The following is a 21,118-nucleotide window of genomic DNA, read 5'->3' on the forward strand; positions in this document are numbered from 1 at the left end:
GATTTTTTTAAGCCCACAAAAGGGGGCTTGGGTAAGTGCACCCTTTTGCAAAGATCCATAGCAACTGAAATTTATTTTAAAATTGGCTTGACTTTATATAGTTGGTCTACGGCGTCAGGGTCGGAGGGGGGGGGACAACGGGTTTCATCGAAGGGTCGGCTGGAATCGGGGTGGGGCACAACGGTCAGGGAAACGGATCCTTTGACAACCCCGTTCCCAGGATCGCCGCAGTGATCCCCTGACCCCAACGCTGTAGGGGCTTGCCGAAGGCGAGCCCATCCCGGCCGCCCAGAGGGCCATAGGTCCAAAGCCGGATGCCCGGCATCCGGCCACCATCGGCCGCTGACCGCTGACAGGGCTGCTGCAGCGCAGCAGCCCCTACTTCCTCAGCCTCCGCTCCTCTTCCAGATCCAGGTTGGGCTGGGTGAAGCCTCTGCCGAACACGTTGTTGGCGTCCTGGATGGTTACGAAGGCCATAGGGTCCACTTCTTTGATGATGGTTTCCAGGTGGGCCAGCTGGGTGAGCTTCACCACCACCAGGATCACCTGGAGGGGCCGGCGGGTGTAGCCCCCTTCTCCGTGGAGGATGGTGACCCCCCGGTTCACTTCGTCCATGATCCGCCGGCTGATCTCTTCCGCGTGGGTGGACACGATGATTACCTGTTTTTTGTAGTCGAAGCCCACCATGAACAGGTTGGTGGCCTTGAAGGTAATAAAGAACAGCACCAGGCTGTAGAGCACCGGGGTGAGCCCCAGGAACACCACGGCGGCCAGCATGACGCAGCAGTCGAAGAGAAAGTTGGTGGTGCTTACGGAAATGTTGTAGTATTTTTTGGTAAGGAAGCCCAGGATGTCCACTCCGCCGGTGGAGGCTTCGGACCGGTACACCAGGGCTCCGCCCAGGCCGCCCAGGGCGCCCCCGGCCATGCAGCACAGGAGCTTGTCCGGGATGTTCACGTAGGCCTGGACAAAAGCGGTGCCGTCCAGGGCCAGGGAGAACAGCACGGTGCCGATGACGCTGTCGATGAAGAACTGGCGGCTCATGTATTTCCAGGCTATGTAGAACAGGGGGATGTTGAAGATCAGGCTGGTGATCCCCGGGGGCCAGCCGGTCAGGTAGTACAGGATGATGGATACCCCGGAGATGCCGCCGGACAGGAAATGGTGCTGGACGAAGAAGGCGTTGATGGAAAGGGCCATCAGCAGGCATCCCAGGGCAGTGATGCAGTAGCGGATGATGTTTTTTTTCAATGGCAGGACCTCCTTTGGGGGCTGGCAGGGCAGCCCCGGTGTATGGGGAAAAGCGGCAGGGCCGCTTTGCAGTTTCACGCTGATGGAGAAAATTTGCAGGCAAAATTTTTTGAAGGGAGACGCAGCCCGGTGGGCTGCTAACCCACCACCATTGCGCAGGCGCAACGGTCCCCCGCCCTTGAAAAGGGCGGATATAGAATGGACAACGGGCGGGCCGGACGTCTCACGTTGATGGAAACCATTTGCCGGGGGCAAATGGATATGGGATTACAGTCTCTAGTCACTAGCCGATGGAAGGAACTCGCAAGGCGGGTTCCTGGAAATATAGGAAAACCGGCGGCCGGGAAGGGCGTGCCTGCGGCGCGCCCCTACGGCGTCAGGGTCGGAGGGTGGGGGACAACGGGGTTCATCGAAGGGTTGCCTGGCTGGGATCCCCGGATCGCCGTGATGATCCTCTGACCCCAACGTTGTAGGGGCTCCCCGCAGGGGAGCCCTTCCCGGCCGCCCAGAGGGCCAATCCATTCAAAGCCGGATGCCGGGGGCATCCGGCCACCACCGGCCGCTGACCGCTGACAGAGGCGCCCCCCAGGCTTCTTCCCCCATTGTACCATTTTCCCCATATTTCCGACAGCCGGTGACTGAAAATTATAATTAAAGAACGTTCGTGAAAAATTTTTGAAAAAATGTTCATAAAAACCCCTGTCAACTCTTGCGGCAAATGGGTTTTCACGGTACAATAAATGAATACAGAATACACAATCATTTTTGCGGGGGGGACTTCTCCTGATGGACAAAGGAGCAAACCATGGAGCGGAAGGCATACGGTAAAATCAATCTGGGGCTCAGCGTGCTGGGCCGCCGTCCTGACGGCTATCATCAGGTGGACATGATCATGCAGTCCATTTCCCTGGCGGACACTGTTTCCTTTGCCCCAGGGGAGGGACTGTCTCTTGTCTGCGACAACCCGGACCTGCCCTGTGACGGCAGCAACCTGATGGTGAAGGCGGCCCGGGCGTTCAGCGCAAAAACCGGTCTGGCCGTCAACTGGCACCTGGCCTGCACCAAAAGGATCTTCCTGGCGGCAGGGCTGGCCGGGGGCAGTACGGACGCAGCGGCGGTGCTCCGGGGGCTCAATGACCTTTGCGGGCAGCCTCTGGACCGGCAGGCCCTGGAGGAACTGGCGGCCAGCATCGGCAGCGACGTTCCTTTCTGTCTGTACGGAGGCACCCAGAGGGCCCGGGGACGGGGGGAAAAAATGACCGTCCTGCCCCCGGTGCCCCGGCTGGATCTGGTCCTGGCCAAACCCCGGAACCTGGGGGTATCCACCGCCTGGGTCTACGGGGAAATGGACCGGACCCCCGGCCGGGTGCCCCTGGATATCCGGGGACTGGAAAATGCCATCCGCCAGGGGAACCGGCAGGGGATCCTGGACAGGATGGGCAACGACCTGGAACGGGTGACGGTGAACCGGTATCCGGTGCTCCAGGAGCTGAAACAGGAACTGACGGCCCTGGGGGCGGAAAAGGCCCTGATGAGCGGCAGCGGCCCTACGGTGTTCGGGATCTTCCCGGACCGGCAGGCGGCGGCCCGGGCGGCAGAATACCTGGCAGGGAGACAGCAGGATATACAACTTGAAGTGGCACATACGGTTGAGGAGGCATAGTTTATTATGGTGCGGCAATTGAAACAGATTCCTTTGGACAATTACAGACCCCTGCGGGATGTGGTGGTGGACAACATCCGCCAGGCCATCATCAGCGGACAGTTCCCGGCAGGGATGCGGCTGATGGAACTTCAGCTGGCGGAAGAGATGGGGGTCAGCCGGACCCCGGTACGGGAAGCCATCCGGAAAATGGAACTGGAGGGCCTGGTGGTGATGATCCCCCGGCGGGGCGCCTATGTGGCGGACATTTCCATCAAGGACATCAACGAAGTGTACGAGATCCGTACGGCCCTGGACGTTCTGGCAGCGGGACTGGCGGCGGAACGGATCGGGGATGACGAGATCAAGGAGATGAAGACCCTGCTGGATGCGGACAAGCCTCTGGTGGCGGCCAAAGATTATCCCCGGATCATCGAAAACGATACGGCGTTCCATGATGTGATCTACAAGGCCAGCCGGAACCGCCGGTGCATGAACATCATCAGCAACCTGCGGGAACAGATCACCGCCATCCGGGGCCGGTCCATGCCTTACCCCGGCCGTCTGGACGATATGATCAAGGAACACCAGGCCATTTATGACGCCATTGCCCAGCGCAGTGTGGACAAGGCCCAGAAGGCGGTGCGGACCCATATGGAAAACGCGGAACGGACCCTGCTGAAGGTCATCGAAGCCAAGGAAAAGGAACACGCTGACCAGAAGGCAGGGAACAAGAAGGAGGGGAATGCATAATGGCACGGATCAAACGACTGGAACGTATTGTGGCACTGACCAAAGAACTGAACGATCATCCTTTTCAGCTGTTTCCTTTCAGCTATTTCTGTGAAAAATTCGCCGTGGCCAAAAGCACCCTCAGCGAAGATGTCCAGACTGTCCGGAACGGGCTGTCCACCTACGATCTGGGAATCATCGAAACCGTGGCGGGAGCCAGCGGGGGGGTCCGGTTCATTCCCTATCATTCTCCTGAAGCGGACAACGAATTCCTCTGGACCCTGGCCAAACGGCTCAACGACCCTGCCCGGCTGCTTCCAGGGGGAATGATCTACATGAACGACCTGCTGTTCGATCCCCAGATTTCCTTCCGGCTGGGGGAAATCATCATGCAGCGGACCCTGGAACTCCAGCCGGACTACATTATGACTGTGGAAGCCAAGGGGATCTCCCTGGCCCTGGCCACTGCCCGTGCCTTCAACATCCCTATGGTGATGGCCCGGAAGGAAGCCCGGATCACTGAAGGCCCGGCGGTTTCCATCAGCTATGTGAGCGGCTCCAGCAAGAAGATCCAGACCATGAGCCTGCCCCGGAAGGCCCTGGCCCCCAAGAGCCGGGTACTGGTGGTGGACGACTTCATGCGGGCGGGGGGCACCGCCCGGGGCATGCAGGAACTGGCGGAAGAAGTGGGGGCCGAAGTGGTGGGCACCTACCTGTTCATTGCCAGCCGGGAGCCGGAAAAGAAGATCGTCAGCGAATATGCGTCCCTGATGACCCTGAAAGGGGTGGATGACGAGACGAAAGCCATCGACATCGTCCCGGAAATGCTGTAACAGATCCATCATATTTTGCCGTACCCAATACCCAAAAAAGGAGAGATTCCCATGACAGACACAACCATCACCCTGGAAACCATCCGGGCTGCCCAGGAGCGGCTGGAAAAGCTGGTCCACAAAACCCCGCTGGAACACAACCATACCTTCAGCACCATCAGTGAGCGGGACGTGTTCCTGAAGCTGGAAAACCTCCAGCGCACCGGGTCCTTCAAGGTCCGGGGGGCTTCCAACTGCATCATGACCCTCAGCGAGGAACAGAAGGCCAAGGGGATCATCGCCGCTTCTGCCGGGAACCATGCCCAGGGGGTGGCCCTGGGGAGCCGGATGGCCCACTGCAAATCCACGGTGGTGATGCCGGAAGGGGCGCCTCTGGCCAAGGCGGAAGCCACCAAAGGCTACGGGGCGGACGTGGTGCTTTACGGGAAGACCTTCGACGAATCCCTGGCCAAGGCCCAGGAGATCCAGAAGGAAACCGGCGCCTATTTTGTCCATCCCTATGACGACCCGGCGGTGATCGCCGGCCAGGGGACCATCGGCCTGGAGATCCTGGAACAGAATCCCTACATCGAAAGCATCGTGGTGCCGGTAGGGGGCGGGGGCCTTCTGGCCGGGATCGCCGCGGCAGTGAAGCAGGTGAACCCCAAGGTGAAGGTGTACGGGGTCCAGACGGAACAGGCTCCGGCCATGTACCTGTGCAAAAAGGAAAACAAATGGGTGACCCACGGGGTGGGCAAGACCATCGCCGACGGGATCGCCGTAGGGATCCCCGGGAAGCTCACCTGGGACCTGATCAACAAATATGTGGACGACATGCTGCTGGTGAACGAAGAGGACATCTGTGCCGCCATGCTGCTGATGCTGGAACGGGGCAAGATGGTGGTGGAAGGAGCCGGGGCAGCGCCTCTGGCAGCCCTGCTGCACCACATCGTCCCGGGCAGCGACCGGGCGGCAGCGGTGATCAGCGGCGGGAACATCGACGTGAACACCATTTCCCAGATCATCGAACGGGGGCTGGTGCGCACCGGCCGGCGGGTCCGGATGGTCACCTGGATGGTGGACCGGCCGGGGGAACTGCTGAAGTTCGTCAGCTATCTGGAAGAAATGAAAATCAACATCCTCTACATCAACCACGACCGGGCAGACCGGTCCGTGCCCCTGGGGGTGACCCGGGTGGAACTGGATGTGGAGACCCGGAACGCGCAGCATTCCAAAGAAGTGGCGGATACCCTGCGCAAGGCGGGCTACAAAATTGAACTGCGGTAATTTTTAGGAGGCAAGGAAGAATGGCAGATTTGGCGGCAATTATCCTGGCGGCAGGGAAGGGGACCCGGATGAAATCCAAGCTCCCCAAGGTCCTGCATAAACTGAGCGGCAAGCCCATGCTGGAACATGTGCTGGACGCAGCGGACGAAGCAGGGGCGGACGATAAAATCGTGATCGTGGGCTTCGGTTCCGAACAGGTGACGGAATTTTTGGGGACCCGGGCCCGGGTGGCAGTCCAGGAAGAACAGCTGGGCACCGGCCATGCGGTGCTCCAGGCCCGGGACCTGCTGGGAGATGCAAAAGGGACGGCGCTGATCCTCTGCGGGGATACGCCACTCCTGGAAGGGGAAGAACTGAAGAAGTTCTATGAAACCCACCTGAAAAACGGCGCCGGGGTCAGCGTGCTTACGGCGGAAGCTCCGGATCCTTTCGGCTACGGACGGATCCTCCGGGACGATGCCGGCCAGGTGACCGGGATCGTGGAAGAAAAGGACGCCACCCCGGAACAGCGGAAGATCCGGGAAATCAACACCGGGATCTACTGTGTGGAACTGCCCCTGCTGTTCGACCTTCTGGTGAACCTGAAGAACGACAATGCCCAGGGGGAATACTACCTGACGGACATCCTGGCGGAATGCCTGAAACGGGGCCGCTCGGTGGCCGGGATCAAAACCGGGGATTTCGACATGGTTATGGGGATCAACTCCCGGCGGCAGCTGGCGGTGGCCCAGAAGGTGATGAATGAACGGATCCTGGGGAAACTGATGGACAGCGGGGTCACGGTGATGGATCCTGCCAGCACCTTTGTGGAAAAATCCGTGAAGGTGGGCCGGGATACGGTGCTCTATCCCTTCACCTGGCTGGAAGGGGAAACGGAGATCGGGGAAGACTGCGAAGTGGGACCCCAGGTCCGGTTCACCAATGTGAAAGTGGGGAATGGCACCCATATCCAGTTCGCCTACGCCCATGACTGCCAGGTGGGCAATGGGGTCCATATGGGGCCCTACGACCATCTGCGGCCCAACACGGTGATCGGGGACAAGGTGAAGATGGGGAACTTCGTGGAAGTGAAGAACTCCAATGTGGGAGTGGGCACCAAGCTGCCCCATCTCCAGTATATCGGGGACAGCGACATCGGCAGCGGGGTGAACATGGGCTGCGGCACCATTACCGTGAACTACGACGGGAAGGTGAAGCACCGGACGGTGATCGAGGACGACGCCTTTGTAGGCTGCAACAGCAACCTGGTGGCCCCGGTGACCATCGGCAAAGGCAGCTACATCGCCGCCGGCTCCACCATTACCAAGGATGTGCCGGAAAACGCCCTGGGGGTAGCCCGGGGGAAACAGGTAAACATCCCCGGCTGGGCGGAGAAGTACCGGAATAAGAAATAAAAAAGGGGCCTTGGGCCCCTTTTTTGGCCGCGGCCAAAAATGAGAGGCTGTTGCCTCTCATTTTTTTCCCTTGCCACAAACCTCAATGAGTTGTATACTTTTTAATAGAATTACATTATAAAGCAGTGGGGGTATTGATTGTATGTTGGGTGATAAAACAGGCGAAGACATGGCGATTTTCTCCGGGAACGCCAACCCTGATCTGGCACGTGAAATCGCTGCCTATCTGGGAACTACGGTTGGGGACGCGGTGATCAACCGGTTCAACAACGGAGAAGTCCAGGTCATGATCAATGAAAGTGTCCGGGGCAAGGATGTATTTGTGATCCAGCCCACCTGCGGACCGGCTGTCAACGACAACGTGATGGAACTGCTGATCATGTGCGACGCCTTCAAGAGAGCCAGCGCACGGCACATTACCGCAGTGGTTCCCTTCTACGGCTATGCCCGTCAGGACAGAAAGGCCCGGGGCCGGGAACCCATCACTGCCAAACTGATGGCGGACCTGATGACCGTTTCCGGGATCACCCGTCTGGTGACGGTGGATCTCCATGCAGCCCAGATCCAGGGCTTCTTTGACATTCCTGTGGACCATATGCCCGGGGGCCCGATCCTGGCAGACTATGTGAAGGAAAAAGGCTTTGCACCGGAAGACATGGTGGTGATTTCTCCGGACCTGGGCGGGGTAAGCCGTGCCCGGAACATTGCCAACCGTCTGGAATGCGGCCTGGCCATCATCGACAAGAGACGGCCGGAACCTGGTGTGGCGGAAGTCATGAACCTGATCGGCAATGTGGAAGGCAAGATCTGCATCATGGTGGATGACATTGTGGATACCGCCGGCTCCCTGTGCGAAGGGGCCAAGGCTCTGAAGAAATTCGGCGCCAAGGACATCTACGCCTGCGTAACCCATCCCATCCTGACGGATCCGGCACTGAGTCGTATTGCCCAGTCCGAAATCAAGGAACTGATCGTGACCAACACGATTCCTCTGCCGCCCAACAAAAAGCATCCGAAGATTACCCAGCTTTCTGTGGCTCCGATCCTGGCAGAGACCATCCTGCGGATTTACAACCAGCTGTCCATCAGCCAGCTGTTTGAAATTTAAAGGGTAAAAGGGTGCTGCGGTGCAGCACCCTTTTTGCGTTTATAGGAGAATCTTATGAAACTAGTTGTTGCCCTGGGGAACATCGGGCGGGAATATGCCGGGACCCGGCACAATATCGGGTTCATGACCGCGGACATCCTGGCCAGCAGGTGGGGGGACACGGACGCCTGGCGGAAGGCGGACAATGCCGCTTACCTGGAAAAACGGATGCCGGAAAAATGCTGGGTGATCAAACCCACCACCTACATGAACAACAGCGGGGCGGCAGTGGCGGATTTTGCCAACTTTTACCACATCCCCCCGGAAGACGTGCTGGTGATCCAGGACGACATGGACCTGCCGGTGGGGACCCTGCGGATCCGCCGGAAAGGGTCTTCCGGAGGCCACAACGGCCTGAAATCCATTGAACGGGCCCTGGGGAGCCAGGCCTATCCCCGGATCAAGGTGGGCATCGGCCACCCGGTCCACCAGGAACAGGCGGTGATCAGCCACGTGCTCCATCCCTTCCAGGGAGAGGACAAGGAAAAGATCCAGGACGCCCTGGAACAGGCCGCCGATGCGGTGGAAGCCTGGATGCAGGGAGCCGACGTGGGAGAACTGATGCAGCGGTTCAACAAAAAAGCACCCAAAAAGGCCGCCCATGAAGAAACAAAGGAGAATGCCCAATGATGAAAGTCCGTAAAGCCGTGATCCCGGCTGCCGGGTTCGGTACCCGGTTCCTGCCGGAAACCAAAGCCATGCCCAAGGAAATGCTGCCCATTGTGGACAAACCCACCATCCAGTACATTGTGGAAGAAATCCTCCACAGCGGCATCGAACAGATCCTGATCATCTCCGGCCATGCCAAACGGGCCATCGAGGACCATTTCGACAGCTCTCCGGAACTGGAAGAGCACCTGTACGAAAGCGGGAAGATGGAACTGCTGAAGCAGGTCCGGGCCATTTCCAGCATCAAGATCCACTATGTGCGGCAGAAATACCAGCGGGGCCTGGGGGATGCCATCCTCTGTGCCAAGGATTTCATCGACGGGGAACCCTTCGGTGTGATCCTGGGGGATGATGTGGTGTACAACGGCAGCGGTGAACCGGCCCTGAAGCAGCTCATGGACCAGTATGACAAAACCGGGGGCACGGTGATCGGCTGCCAGGTGGTAAAGCCGGAACAGGTGTCCGCCTACGGGATCATCGACGGGGAGGAAACCGACGACCACAACCTGCTGAAGGTGAAGGACATGGTGGAAAAACCCAGCGTGGAAGAGGCTCCCAGCCGGTTTGCCGCCCTGGGACGATACGTGATCACCCCGGATGTGTTCGATGTACTGGAACAGACCCGGCCCGGGAAGGGTGGGGAAATCCAGCTCACCGACGCCCTCCGGGTGATGGCTCACAACGAAAGCGTCTATGCCTACAATTTCGAAGGGAAACGGTACGACACCGGTGACAAGCTGGGCTACCTGAAAGCCACCGTGGAATTCGCTCTGCGGAGACAGGACCTGGGCCCGGCGTTCAAGGCCTATCTGAAGGAACTGACGGAGAAAATGGAATAGGGCTGTCAATGGTCAATTGTCAATGGCCAAAGGAAAGAACCCGCCTTTGGGGGCGGGTTCTTTTTTATGGAAGGAACCCCCGGGGCGGGTTCCTGGAAATATAGGAAAACCGGCGGCCACGGAAGGGCGTGCCTGTGGCGCGCCCCTTCCCTTTTCCCCACCCATATGGTATACTATACCCATCAAATGTACTTTGTAAAATAACAGTTAAGGGGATGAATATCATGACGGAACGGAATTTTTATCAGGCGGTGGCTCATCGGCGGACCAATTATGCCCTGGGACGGAACATCCCGGTAGCGGAGGACACCATCATCGACACGGTGGAAAAGGTGACCCGGGAGGTGCCTTCGGCCTTCAACATGCAGAGCGGCCGGGTGATCGTGGCCCTGGGGAAGTACCATGACAAGGTGTGGGACATTGTGATGGAAACCCTGCGGAAAATCGTGCCGGCGGAGAAATTCGCCCCTACGGAAGCCAAGGTGAAGGGGTTCGCCGCTGCCTATGGCACCCTGCTGTATTTTGAGGAAACGGACACGGTGAAAAAGCTCCAGGAACAGTTCCCGGGGTACGCGGCCAACTTCCCGGTATGGGCCAGCCAGGGGAACGGAATGCTCCAGTTCGCCCTGTGGACGGCTCTCACGGACCTGGGGCTGGGGGTGAATATCCAGCACTACAACCCGATCATCGACGATGCCATCAAGGCGGCCTTCGAAGTGCCGGACAGCTGGACCCTGGTGGCCCAGATGCCCTTCGGGGAACCCACCGCCGATCCCAAACCCATCGAGAAACTGGATGTGAAGGAACGGGTGTGGGTGAAGAAATAAGAACAGCAACTCGGTCAACGGTCAAAGGAAAGAACCCGCCTTTTGGGGGCGGGTTCTTTTTTATGGAAGGAACCCCCAGGGCGGGTTCCTGGAAATATAGGAAAACCGGCGGCCACGGAAGGGCGTGCCTTTGGCGCGCCCCTACGGCGTCAGGGTCGGAGGGTAGGGAAACAACGGGTTTCATCGAAGGACCGTCTGGCGGGGATCATCGTGATGAACCTTTGACCCCAACGTGGTAGGGGCTTACCGCAGGCGAGCCCGTCCCGGCCGCCCATATCTATTGGGGCACCAGGGCACCATCCCGGTGTGCTGTCTATCCGCCCTTTTCAAGGGCGGGGGACCAGCCGTCAGGCTGGTGGTGGGTTAGCAGCCCCCGGGCTGCGTTTCCGTTCAAAGCCAGATGCCAGGGCATCTGGCCTCCACCTGCCGCTGACCGCGACCAAAGGGGCTGCCCATTCAGCAGCCCCTTTCCTGTATAGTCACATGTATCTTTTCATGGTATAATGGAATTGTAAACTGACAATTTGGCTCACCATTCTACCCAACAGCGGATGATGACAATGCCTGTAAGGGAGTGTATGCTATGGACGAAGACAGGATGGGGTTGGATCTGTTCCGGGACGTACCGGTTGCCTATGCGGTGTTCCAGATGATCCCCAATGAGGGGGGATCTGGAGCCATGGATGCCCGGTATGTCTATGTGAACCAGCTGTACTGCACCATTGCGGGCCGCGCCCCCAAGGATCTTTTGGGACACCGGTTCTTTGAGGTGTATCCCCAGGGGAATCCGCTGTGGATGGAATGCTGCTACAAGGCAGTGTCGGAACGGGTGGAAATCCACAGCAGCCTCTATGAAGAGGCCATCGGCCACTGGCTGGATTTTGCCGTAAAGCCCCTGGAGAACCATCCAGGATGGGTGGCCTTTGTGTTCATGGTTGCCGACCGGGAACGGGAAGAGGGCCACGCCATGCGCCGGGGAAAGATGACCGATGACGTGATCCTCCAGATTTCCCGGATCCTCAACGGAGAGGAAGGGTATGAGGCTTCCATGGACCACGCCCTGGAAGCCCTGGGAGAAATGATCCACCCGGACCGGCTGTATGTGCTGGAAACCGACGGGAAAACCGTCTCCAACACCTTTGAATGGTGCGCCCCGGGAATTGAACCGGAAATCCAGACCCTGCAGAACAAGGATTATCAGCTGTACATGGGAGGCTGGAGCCAGTTCCTGGAAAGTTCCACCTGTGTGCTGATTGAAGACATCGAACTGCTGCGGGAAGATGATCCGGTGGACTACGAGAACCTGAAGCGGCAGAACATCCAGCGGCTGATCGCTGCGCCCTTTTACCTGCAGGGACAGATCGTGGGCTTTTTGGGAGCGGACAATTACGAGGTAAATGACCTGATCAACACCCGGGAAGTGCTGGAAACCATTTCCTATTTCCTCAGTTTCAAGATCCGGAACCACAAGCTGGTGAAACAGCTGGAGCATATGAGCCGGTACGACGTCCTTACCGGGGTCCACAACCGGAACGCCCTCCAGGAGACTCTCCACAGCCTGGCCCGGCAGAATCGTCCCCTGGGGGTGATCTACGCCGATGTGAACGGTCTGAAAGCCACCAACGACCAACAGGGCCACCAGGCCGGGGATGAGCTGATCCGCCGGGCCGTCGGGGTTTTGGTCAGGAACTTTTCCCGGGAGCAGGTGTTCCGGAAAGGGGGAGACGAATTCATCGTGCTGGCCCGGAACCTGGGGAAACGGGAATTTTCCCGCCGGGTGGAGCAGATCCGCCGGGAACTGGCTGAAGACCCGGAACCCATCCTGGCTGTAGGGTCCCTGTGGCTGGAGGATTCCGCCCGGATCAGGCAGGCCATCCGCCAGGCTGACCGGGAAATGTACCAGGACAAGGCCTCCTATTATGCTCTTCACGAAAGAAGGCACAAAGGCTTGGAAGAGGGGAAGGGGTAGACCTCTTCCTTGACCCGGCCCCACATCCACGGGTATAATAAAGAAAGCCGCGCTTTTTGAGGCGTGGGCTTTCTTTTTATTTGTCAAATTACTCTTATATTTTATTTTTGGAGGTCACACCATGAAATCGCCGAAAAAGCCAAAATCTCCTGTTATACCCTCCTCCCTGACCGTTTCTGAGGAGGAACTGGAGAATATCAACGACCGGTATCTGCAGCTGATCTATGAAACTACCCCGGTGGAAGTGCTGCTGAAGCCCATGAAGGGGAACAGCCGGAAATACCGGAAATACATTATCCAGCTGGGGAAACTGGACAAACGGTCCCCCCGGGTCCGGGAAAAAATCGTCCCCTTTGCGGTGGAACTGTACAAGGAAGGGGACCGGATCTACCGGGACATTGCCGCCTATACCTTCCAGGCCTTCCTGGGCCAGGTATGCCGGAACCTGCAGCAGATTGTAGGGAAGGATCCGGAGAATATCAGGAAAATCTGCAAATACAGCCCGGATGCCATGGCGGAACTGCTGCTGAAATATGGACGGATCTGCCAGAACAAAAAGCAGCCCTTCCGTCCCAATGCCCTGTGGATGGTGCTGGAAATGGCCGGAATGCCCTATCCGGAAGGGAAACAGCACCAGGCGGAATCCCTGATGAAGAAGAAGGAAAAGGAGGCCCGGGAAACCCAGGACTCCAAAGAGAAGAAAGGGGCCAAAGAGAACAAGGAAGCCAGGAACAGCAAAGAAAATAAAGATAGTAAAGACAACAAAGATAACAAAGATAACAAAGATAACAAAGATAACAAAGAAAACCGGGAACCGGAAGCTTCCCCGGAAGAAGCCCCGGAGGAACCGGCCTCCCGGAAGCCCCGGAACAGCCGGAACCGGGACAAGGCCGCCCGGAACCGCCGGGGGAAGAAGAACGCCGCTCCGGAACCGGCCCCGGAAGAAACCCCGGCTCCGGCAGAAGAGGCAGCACCGGAAGAAACAGCCACCCCGGCCCGGCCGGAAGCCCCGGAAACCCCTGCTCCGGAACCCCGGAACGCCCCGGCTCCCCAGCCGGAAGCCGCCCCGGCACCGGCAGAACCGGCCCCGGCTCCTGACGAACCGGCCGCTCCGGCGGAACCGGAAGCCCCGGAAGAAGAACCCTTCACCACCTATGTGGGCCGGATCAACATTGTGGACAGCTTCTACAACTTCACCCCCATGGGGGTATGGGAACAGGGAACCTACCGGGCCCTGACCCCGGAAGAGATCGATGAGCTGATTCCCCGGGCGGAACAGTACAAGAACATCAACCTGTGGTACAGCCTCCACAGCGACCAGAAATACATGGAAGAACACTTCCACGAAAACGACATTGTGTTCCTGGACCTGGGACCCCATTCCCTGGTGGAAAACAAGGACAGCCAGGGGAATCTCCGGTCCACCGCCTACCGGGTGTTCTGCATCGACGCCCTGAAGGACGGCCGGCTCCGGTTCCCCTTTGGGGAAGGGCTCTATGAACAGGTGCCGGAGACCCATCTCCTGGATCCTCTTTCCATGGATACGGTGCTCCGGCTCCAGGAACCGGGCCTTTTCGCCGGCAAGCAGATCCTGCTCCAGCTCCGGGACGGGTGGATCGCCGGGCCCTATGAGGTCCAGAAGAACATCCGGTTCGGCTTCTTCCTCCAGAGCGATGTGCCGGAAAACCAGTACCTGTTGACCGCCTGCCCGCCGGAAGCCTGGCAGCCCGTCACCTTCTACCCGGCAGAAGGCACCTGGGCCAGCCGGCAGGAAAAGACGGAATGGGTGTTCTGGCACCGGGTGCCCGGGTCTCCCTCCCAGCTGGTGGACCGGGTGCCGGACGAAGTGCTCCTCCGGAGCCTGGTGAAATCCGTCCAGGTGGACGAAGGGGACCTGGTGAAGCCCGGGGTGCTGAAAAGCTTCCTGGAACGGGAAAAGACCCAGCTGTTCAGCGGTCTCCCGGCCCACATCCGCCAGGGACGGATCGCCCGGCTGGAAGCCATCCTGGAAGGGGACGACGCTGCCCGGGAAGGGTATGAACAGGTGGGGGACTTCCTCTACCGGCATCTGCTGGAAAACCTGAACAAGCGGTGGAGCCAGGACTTCATCACCGCCCTTTTGGAACGGTATCCGGACATCTGGCAGGACCTGGGCAGTGCCAAAGGGCTGCCCGCCCGTACCCGGAAGGCCCTGGCCCAGGCGGAACAGCGGAAGAACCAGAAGCCCCGGCCCCAGAGCCCGGAAGCACTGGCGGAAGCCATCAACAGCCTGCCTGCCTCCGGCACCAACAACCGGAAGGCCCTGGACTATCTGATCACCGCCATCCAGAAGGAACGGCCCCAGTACAGCCGGAACCTGATCCTGAACCTGCTGATTTGCACCCACCAGGGGTTCCTTACCGTATTCTCCGGGGCTCCCGGCAGCGGCAAGACCTCCTTCTGCAACCTGTTGGGGAAGGTGCTGGGGCTCACCCAGTTCGACCGGAAAATCGGGGAACAGGAATTCATGAGCACCGCCAACCGGTACATCCCGGTGTCCGTGGAACGGGGCTGGACCTCCAAACGGGACCTGATCGGGTACTACAACCCGCTGACCCGGACCTTTGAGGAAAGCAACCGGGACGTGTACGACGGGCTGAAGCTGCTGGACTGGGAAAAGACCCGGGGGATCCGCCAGTTCCCCTATTACATCCTGCTGGATGAGGCCAACCTGTCCCCCATGGAATACTACTGGGCGGACTTTATGAACGTGTGCGACGACTGGGACGGGGAACACACCCTGAGCCTGGGGTACAACCACCGGCTCCAGCTGCCGGAGACCCTCCATTTCCTGGCCACCATCAACAACGACCACACCACCGAGACCCTGTCTCCCCGGCTCATCGACCGGGCCTGGATCATCACCCTGCCCCGGACTGACGCGGTGCCGGAAATGACCCAGGGGATCAGCCAGGGGGATATCCAGCTGCTGTCCTGGAGCCAGCTGAAGAGCCTGTTCGACGTGGCGCCCCGGGAAAGCTGCCAGCTGACCAGCGTGGAACAGAACGTGTACGACCGGATCAAGGCACGGCTGGCGGAACAGAACATCTACCTGAGCATGCGGATCGAGCTGGCCCTCCGCCGGTACTGGAAGGTGGCTGCCCGGCTCATGGAACCGGAAGACCACATCCGGCCCGGGATCATCGCCCTGGACTATGCGGTGGCCCAGAAGATCCTGCCCAAACTCAGCGGCAACGGGGCGGAATACGAAAAATGGCTGATCCAGTTCCGGGACGACTGTGAAGGCAACCGGATGGTCCAGAGTGCGGCCCTGCTGGACCAGATCCTCCAGTGGGGGAACCGGCGGATGAAGTTCTTCCAGTTCTTCCACTAAGATGGCCATGGAACAATTCATCCGTCTCCGGGAACAGAACGGAGAAGTCCTGACCCTGCCGGTGACCCGGGAGCCCCGTCCCCATTCGGCGGAACGGGTGCTGGCCGCCGCCGGTCACCAGGGGGTGCGGGAAAACCTCCACTACGACCTGGAACTGCCGGGAGACTGGGACTGCACAGGGGCCGGGGTCTCCCTTAACGGGAAGCCTCTCAACAGTCTCTGGGACAGCCGCCGGCACATGATCCTGTTTCCCTACAATATCTTTGCCTACCATATGGGGCTGGTGGAACTGGAAATCACCCTCCAGAAAGGGGAGGAGCCGGGAGAGACCTGGTACACGGATCTGCTGCCGGTACTGATCCAGCCTTCCCAGCAGCAGGAAAACCTGAAGGCCATGGTGGAATACATCTACGCCCACCAGGCGCCGCTTTTGCGGGATAAAGCCCCGGAGGGCACCGGCCCGGACAGCCGGAACGGGTTCCAGGATTTCCTGTCCCAGCTGACCCTGGCAGAGGAGATCCTCCAGGTGTATGAGGAAAGCTACGGGTATTTCAAGGCCAACTGCCGGCATACCCTGGAAACCGCCGAAGTGGTGGACTGGACGGAAAAGGTCCAGACTGTCAGCCCCCACACCCTCCAGTACCTGGTCCGGCACCCGGAATACCTCCGGGAGGCCCCTTTCGGGATCCAGGTGGGGGACAAGCACTACCTGCCGGAAAAACTCCTGATGACCCAGGACAAAATGAGCCGGGACGTGTACGAGAACCAGGTGGTCCTCAGCTTCCTCCAGCGGATGCTCTACGACATCGGGGAGGAGGGAAAGGAAATCCGGGCCCTGGTCCAGGGGCTGGACCTGCCGGAAGCCGACCGGGAGGGGTACCAGCTGTCCTCCCAGGTGCTCTACGCCAACGCCGCCCACATGCTGAAGGGCTTCCTGGAACGGTGCGATGAGGTGGAGGAGCGGCTCCAGGAAATGTTCGTGTCCTACCGGCAGATTTTGCCGGTGACCCTGCTGGACGCCAGCCAGATGCCGGAACCTACGGAGCCCTTTTTCCGGGTGCCCCAGTATTACCGGATCTATCTGTGCATCCACCAGTGGTACCAGAACACCTGCCGCCACTTTCCCCGGGAGCGGATGCTCCTCAATTTGTACGAAAACACCTTCGTGTTCGAGATCTACTGCCTGGCCCGGCTGCTCCAGGGGCTCCGGCAGGAAGGGTTTGTACTGGAGGAATGCCGCCGGAAGGTGTACACCCTGGGCAGCCGGAACCTGTACGACCATTCCGGGTACCAGAACGTGTACCGGCTGGAGCGGGGGGACGAGGAACTGACCCTGTTCTTCCAGCCGGTGCTCACGGACCAGCCGGAACAGGGCCCGGGGGCCATCCACCTGTACCGGAACACCACCTACGCCTTCAAGCCCCTGGAAGAGGGCCATTATTACACCCCGGATTACCTGCTCCGGTGGAAGCAGGGGAACCGGGAGAACTACCTGATCCTGGACGCCAAGTACAGCTACCGGAAAAAAGTCCTCCAGGAACTGATGCCGGAAATGAGCTACAAATACCTGCTGTCTCTCAGCCCGGTGCCCTATGAAGAAAAGGGACAGCCGGTGGAAGTGGCGGTACGGGGCCTGGAGATCCTCTACGGCCTTACCCACGGAGAACAGCAGCTGGAAAGCTTCTACAACTGCCAGCTGCCGGTCAAAGAGATCCGCCCCGCCGCCAACGTGATTCCCTTCTCCGAAGAAGTGACCGAAGAAAACCAGCAGGAGAACATCCGGGAGCTGCTCCGGGAAGTGAGGGGGTAAGAGGCGGTCAACGGTCAGCAGCTGAAGGAGACCATTTGCCGGGGGCAAATGGTTTTGAACAGAGACGCAGCCGGAGGCTGCTAACCCACCACCATTGCGCAGGCGCAACGGTCCCCCGCCCTTGAAAAGGGCGGATATACGCTCGGGCTGACGCCCATTGCTTTTTTATCTCAAAGCAGAAGAGTTCTGTGCGGTTCTCAGCATCAAAACAAGGGGCCCTTGCGCCCCGCGTTTTTATCCGCCCTTTTCAAGGGCGGGGGACCAGCCCCAGGGCTGGTGGTGGGTTAGCAGCGGCAGCTGCGTTTCCGTTTCCTGCCAAACGCCAGCCGCGTTTGGCTTCCACCAGCCGCTGACCATTGACAATTGACCATTGACGGGGATGCTGCACGCATATTTTTCACGTGCAACATCCCCTTTTCGTGCATCTCCCGCCCATTTGTGATATGATAATATACTAGAGCATTATTTTTATTTGACAAAGGGGAATGACCATGACGAAACCTGCTTTTTATATTACGACGCCCATTTACTATCCCAGCGCCGACCTGCACATTGGACATGCCTACTGCACCACCATTGCCGACACCATCGCCCGGTACAAACGGGCCAACGGCTTTGATGTCCAGTTCATCACCGGCAGTGACGAACACGGGCTGAAGATCCAGCGGAAGGCGGAATCCTTCGGGGTAAAGCCCATTGAATACACCGACAAGATCGTGGCGGACTTCAAGAAGCTGTGGGAGATGCTGGGGGTCAGCTACACCTCCTTCGTCCGCACTTCCAGCCCGGAACACGAAAAGACCGTCCAGACCCTGCTCCAGAAGGTGTGGGAACAGGGGGACATCTACAAAAAAGACTACGAAGGCCTGTACTGCGTGCCCTGCGAATCTTTCTGGACCGAACACCAGGTGGAGGAAGCCGGGGGCGTGTGCCCGGACTGCGGCCGTCCTGTGGAAAAGATGAAGGAATCCAGCTATTTCTTCCGGATGTCCAAATATGCGGACCGGATCCTGGAATACATCGAGACCCATCCGGATTTCATCCAGCCTGTTTCCCGCCGGAACGAAATGATCAACTTCATCAAACAGGGACTGGAAGACCTGTGCATCAGCCGGAGCAGCTTCGACTGGGGCATCCAGGTGCCCTTTGACCCCAAACATGTGGTGTACGTGTGGTTCGACGCCCTGCTGGCCTACTTCACCGGCATCGGTTTCGGTCAGGACATGGACAAATTCAACCGGTTCTGGCCGGCGGACCTCCACCTGGTGGGGAAGGAAATCGTCCGGTTCCATACCATTATCTGGCCGGCCATGCTGATGGCCATGGGCTTCGACCTGCCCAAGGAAGTGTACGGCCACGGCTGGCTGGTGGTAGACGGGGACAAAATGTCCAAGTCCAAGGGCAATGTGGTGGATCCGGTGCAGCCCATCAAAGAATTCGGCGCTGACGCCGTCCGGTATTTCCTGCTCCGGGAAATCAACTTGGGCAGCGACGGGAACTATTCCCGGAAGGGCCTGATCAAACGGTTCAACTCCGACCTGGCCAACGACCTGGGGAACCTCCAGTACCGGACCGTTTCCATGATTGACAAATACCACGGGGGCATCGTCCACAAGACCGTGGTGGACAGCGAAACCGATGAGAAGTTCCGCAGCCTGGCCGCCGAAACCCTGAAGAACTACCGGGCCGCCATGGACAGATACGCCCTCAACGACGGGATCAAGGCCATCTGGGCCTATGTGGGGGCCGCCAACAAGTACATCGACGAAACCACCCCCTGGATCCTGGCCAAGGATCCCGCCCAGGCCAAACGGCTGGAAGCGGTGATGTACAACCTGGCAGACGCGGTCCGGAACATCGCCATCCTGATCTCCTCCATGATGCCCTTCACCGCACCCAAGATCTTCGCCCAGCTGGGCCTGGAGACTCCGGAACAGTTCGACCTGAACGACGTGGCCTGGGGCAACTTCCCTGACGGCACCAAGGTGGCCAAGGGCCAGCCCATCTTCCCCCGGATCGAAGAAGAGGAAGAAGACAAGGCTCCGGAACCCAAAAAGGAAGCCAAACCGGCCAAAAAGGACAAGAAGGCGGAGAAAAAGGCTGAAGGGGTCGTGACCCCGGACCAGTGCACCATCGAAGACTTCGGCAAACTGGACCTGCGGGTGGGCACCATCCAGAAAGCGGAAAAAATGCCCAACGCGGACAAGCTGCTGAAGATCGCAGTGAAGGTGGGGGACGAAGTCCGGACCATCGTTTCCGGCATCGCTCCCTATTACAAGGAAGAAGAACTGACGGGCAAGAACGTGATCGTCATCGCCAACCTGAAGCCGGCCAAACTCCGTGGCGTGGAATCCCGGGGGATGCTGCTGGCCGCGTCTGACGGCCAGGGGAACCTGAAACTGGCGGAAGTGCCGGGGATCGCCTCCGGCAGCAAGGTGAAATAACATGCATAAGCTTCCTTTGTTCGATACCCACGCCCATGTGGACGTGGAGGATTTTGACGAAGACAGGGAAGAGCTGCTCCGTTCCATCGGAGAGACCATGGCCGGGATCATTGATCCCGGCTGTGACATTCCCAGCTCCCAAACGGCCCTTGCCCTGGCCCACCAGTACCCCTTTGTGTGGGCGGCAGTGGGGATCCATCCGGAAGAGATCAGCCACAGCAGCCTGGAGGACCTGAAACAGATCGAAGCCTGGTGCGCCGATCCCCGGGTGGTGGCCATCGGGGAGATCGGTCTGGATTACTACAACGATGAACATTCCCCCCACGGCCTGCAGCAGGAATTTCTGATCCGCCAGCTGGACCTGGCCCGGAAAACCGGCCTGCCGGTGATCATCCACGACCGGGATTCCCATGAGGACGTGCTCCGGATCATCCGGGAAGAAGGCAAAGGCGTCCGGGGGGTGCTCCACTGCTTTTCCGGGGACTGGGCCATGGCGGAAGAGGCCCTGGCCCTGGGCTGGTACCTGGGGTTCGGGGGCACCAGCACCTTCAAGAACGACCGGGGGGTAAGATCCATCCTGGCCCGGGTGCCGGAAGACCGGATCCTGTTCGAGACCGATTCCCCCTACATGGCCCCTGTGCCCTACCGGGGAAAGCGGAACAACCCTCTGTACACCGCCATTGTGGCAGAGCGGGCGGCGGAACTCCGGGGGACCACACCGGAAAAAATCATGGAAAGTTCAACAAATAATGCGAAAAAGCTGTTTTTCCGTCTCACAAACCAGTAAAACAGCTGTACAGTCTACAAAAACGTCACAAATTACACCTGCTAGAGTGTATAATTTTAGCACCTGGTACTAATTTAATTTTGACAGGAATCGCCTCCTTATGGTATGATGCAAGCACTTTAAGGAGGCGAAACT

15 protein-coding genes are annotated in these 21,118 nt (G+C 59.0%); 14 read left to right on the forward strand and 1 reads right to left on the reverse strand.

Features of this window, described 5'->3' with window-relative positions; all coding sequences use genetic code 11:
- Positions 1 to 378 precede the first annotated feature (378 nt).
- Complete coding sequence (locus ACTQY1_RS07250) at positions 379 to 1,251, reverse strand: YitT family protein (protein ID WP_022487233.1); 873 nt, start codon at positions 1,249 to 1,251, stop codon at positions 379 to 381.
- Positions 1,252 to 2,056: 805 nt separating this feature from the next.
- Here ACTQY1_RS07250 and ispE point away from each other — a divergent pair.
- From ispE to ACTQY1_RS07320, 14 genes are all read left to right on the forward strand, one after another.
- Positions 2,057 to 2,914: a 4-(cytidine 5'-diphospho)-2-C-methyl-D-erythritol kinase gene (gene ispE, locus ACTQY1_RS07255; RefSeq protein ID WP_308664486.1), complete on the forward strand. Its 858-nt coding sequence runs from the start codon at positions 2,057 to 2,059 to the stop codon at positions 2,912 to 2,914.
- 6 nt (positions 2,915 to 2,920) lie between these two features.
- On the forward strand, positions 2,921 to 3,646 hold the full coding sequence (locus ACTQY1_RS07260) for a GntR family transcriptional regulator (protein WP_022486602.1): 726 nt from the start codon (positions 2,921 to 2,923) through the stop codon (positions 3,644 to 3,646).
- A complete protein-coding gene (gene purR / locus ACTQY1_RS07265; RefSeq protein WP_022486601.1) occupies positions 3,646 to 4,458 on the forward strand; it encodes a pur operon repressor in 813 nt (270 codons plus the stop codon). Before ACTQY1_RS07260 ends, purR begins: the two co-directional genes overlap by 1 nt.
- Before the next feature lie 51 nt (positions 4,459 to 4,509).
- The gene (ilvA, locus tag ACTQY1_RS07270; protein ID WP_154487360.1) at positions 4,510 to 5,724 is read left to right on the forward strand and encodes a threonine ammonia-lyase; all 1,215 of its coding nucleotides are present in this window, start codon (positions 4,510 to 4,512) and stop codon (positions 5,722 to 5,724) included.
- Between the two features lie 20 nt (positions 5,725 to 5,744).
- Entirely contained in the window at positions 5,745 to 7,118 is a 1,374-nt protein-coding gene (gene glmU, locus ACTQY1_RS07275; protein ID WP_022486599.1) for a bifunctional UDP-N-acetylglucosamine diphosphorylase/glucosamine-1-phosphate N-acetyltransferase GlmU, read from the forward strand.
- A gap of 142 nt (positions 7,119 to 7,260) precedes the next feature.
- Positions 7,261 to 8,226 (forward strand): ribose-phosphate diphosphokinase, encoded by a 966-nt coding sequence (locus ACTQY1_RS07280; protein WP_022486598.1) that lies wholly within the window; start codon positions 7,261 to 7,263, stop codon positions 8,224 to 8,226.
- Positions 8,227 to 8,280: 54 nt separating this feature from the next.
- Positions 8,281 to 8,895 carry an aminoacyl-tRNA hydrolase gene (pth, locus tag ACTQY1_RS07285; protein ID WP_022486597.1) on the forward strand — a complete coding sequence of 205 codons (615 nt, stop codon included), beginning with the start codon at positions 8,281 to 8,283 and terminating at the stop codon, positions 8,893 to 8,895.
- Complete coding sequence (gene galU / locus ACTQY1_RS07290) at positions 8,892 to 9,773, forward strand: UTP--glucose-1-phosphate uridylyltransferase GalU (RefSeq protein ID WP_302574898.1); 882 nt, start codon at positions 8,892 to 8,894, stop codon at positions 9,771 to 9,773. Before pth ends, galU begins: the two co-directional genes overlap by 4 nt.
- Before the next feature lie 224 nt (positions 9,774 to 9,997).
- Positions 9,998 to 10,600: a nitroreductase family protein gene (locus tag ACTQY1_RS07295; protein WP_303225381.1), complete on the forward strand. Its 603-nt coding sequence runs from the start codon at positions 9,998 to 10,000 to the stop codon at positions 10,598 to 10,600.
- A 583-nt stretch (positions 10,601 to 11,183) separates the two neighbouring features.
- Positions 11,184 to 12,569, forward strand: coding sequence for a diguanylate cyclase domain-containing protein (locus ACTQY1_RS07300; protein ID WP_441373950.1), 1,386 nt, complete (start codon positions 11,184 to 11,186; stop codon positions 12,567 to 12,569).
- A gap of 121 nt (positions 12,570 to 12,690) precedes the next feature.
- The gene (locus ACTQY1_RS07305) at positions 12,691 to 15,942 is read left to right on the forward strand and encodes a hypothetical protein (RefSeq protein WP_441373951.1); all 3,252 of its coding nucleotides are present in this window, start codon (positions 12,691 to 12,693) and stop codon (positions 15,940 to 15,942) included.
- A gap of 7 nt (positions 15,943 to 15,949) precedes the next feature.
- Positions 15,950 to 17,752 (forward strand): DUF2357 domain-containing protein, encoded by a 1,803-nt coding sequence (locus ACTQY1_RS07310; RefSeq protein WP_308664482.1) that lies wholly within the window; start codon positions 15,950 to 15,952, stop codon positions 17,750 to 17,752.
- A 491-nt stretch (positions 17,753 to 18,243) separates the two neighbouring features.
- Positions 18,244 to 20,196: a methionine--tRNA ligase gene (gene metG, locus ACTQY1_RS07315; protein ID WP_154487346.1), complete on the forward strand. Its 1,953-nt coding sequence runs from the start codon at positions 18,244 to 18,246 to the stop codon at positions 20,194 to 20,196.
- A 1-nt stretch (position 20,197) separates the two neighbouring features.
- Positions 20,198 to 20,983 carry a TatD family hydrolase gene (locus ACTQY1_RS07320; protein WP_022487049.1) on the forward strand — a complete coding sequence of 262 codons (786 nt, stop codon included), beginning with the start codon at positions 20,198 to 20,200 and terminating at the stop codon, positions 20,981 to 20,983.
- Positions 20,984 to 21,118: the final 135 nt, after the last annotated feature.

The organism is Acidaminococcus sp. HCP3S3_G9_1, from assembly GCF_052122455.1.
In the GTDB taxonomy this organism is placed as follows: domain Bacteria; phylum Bacillota; class Negativicutes; order Acidaminococcales; family Acidaminococcaceae; genus Acidaminococcus.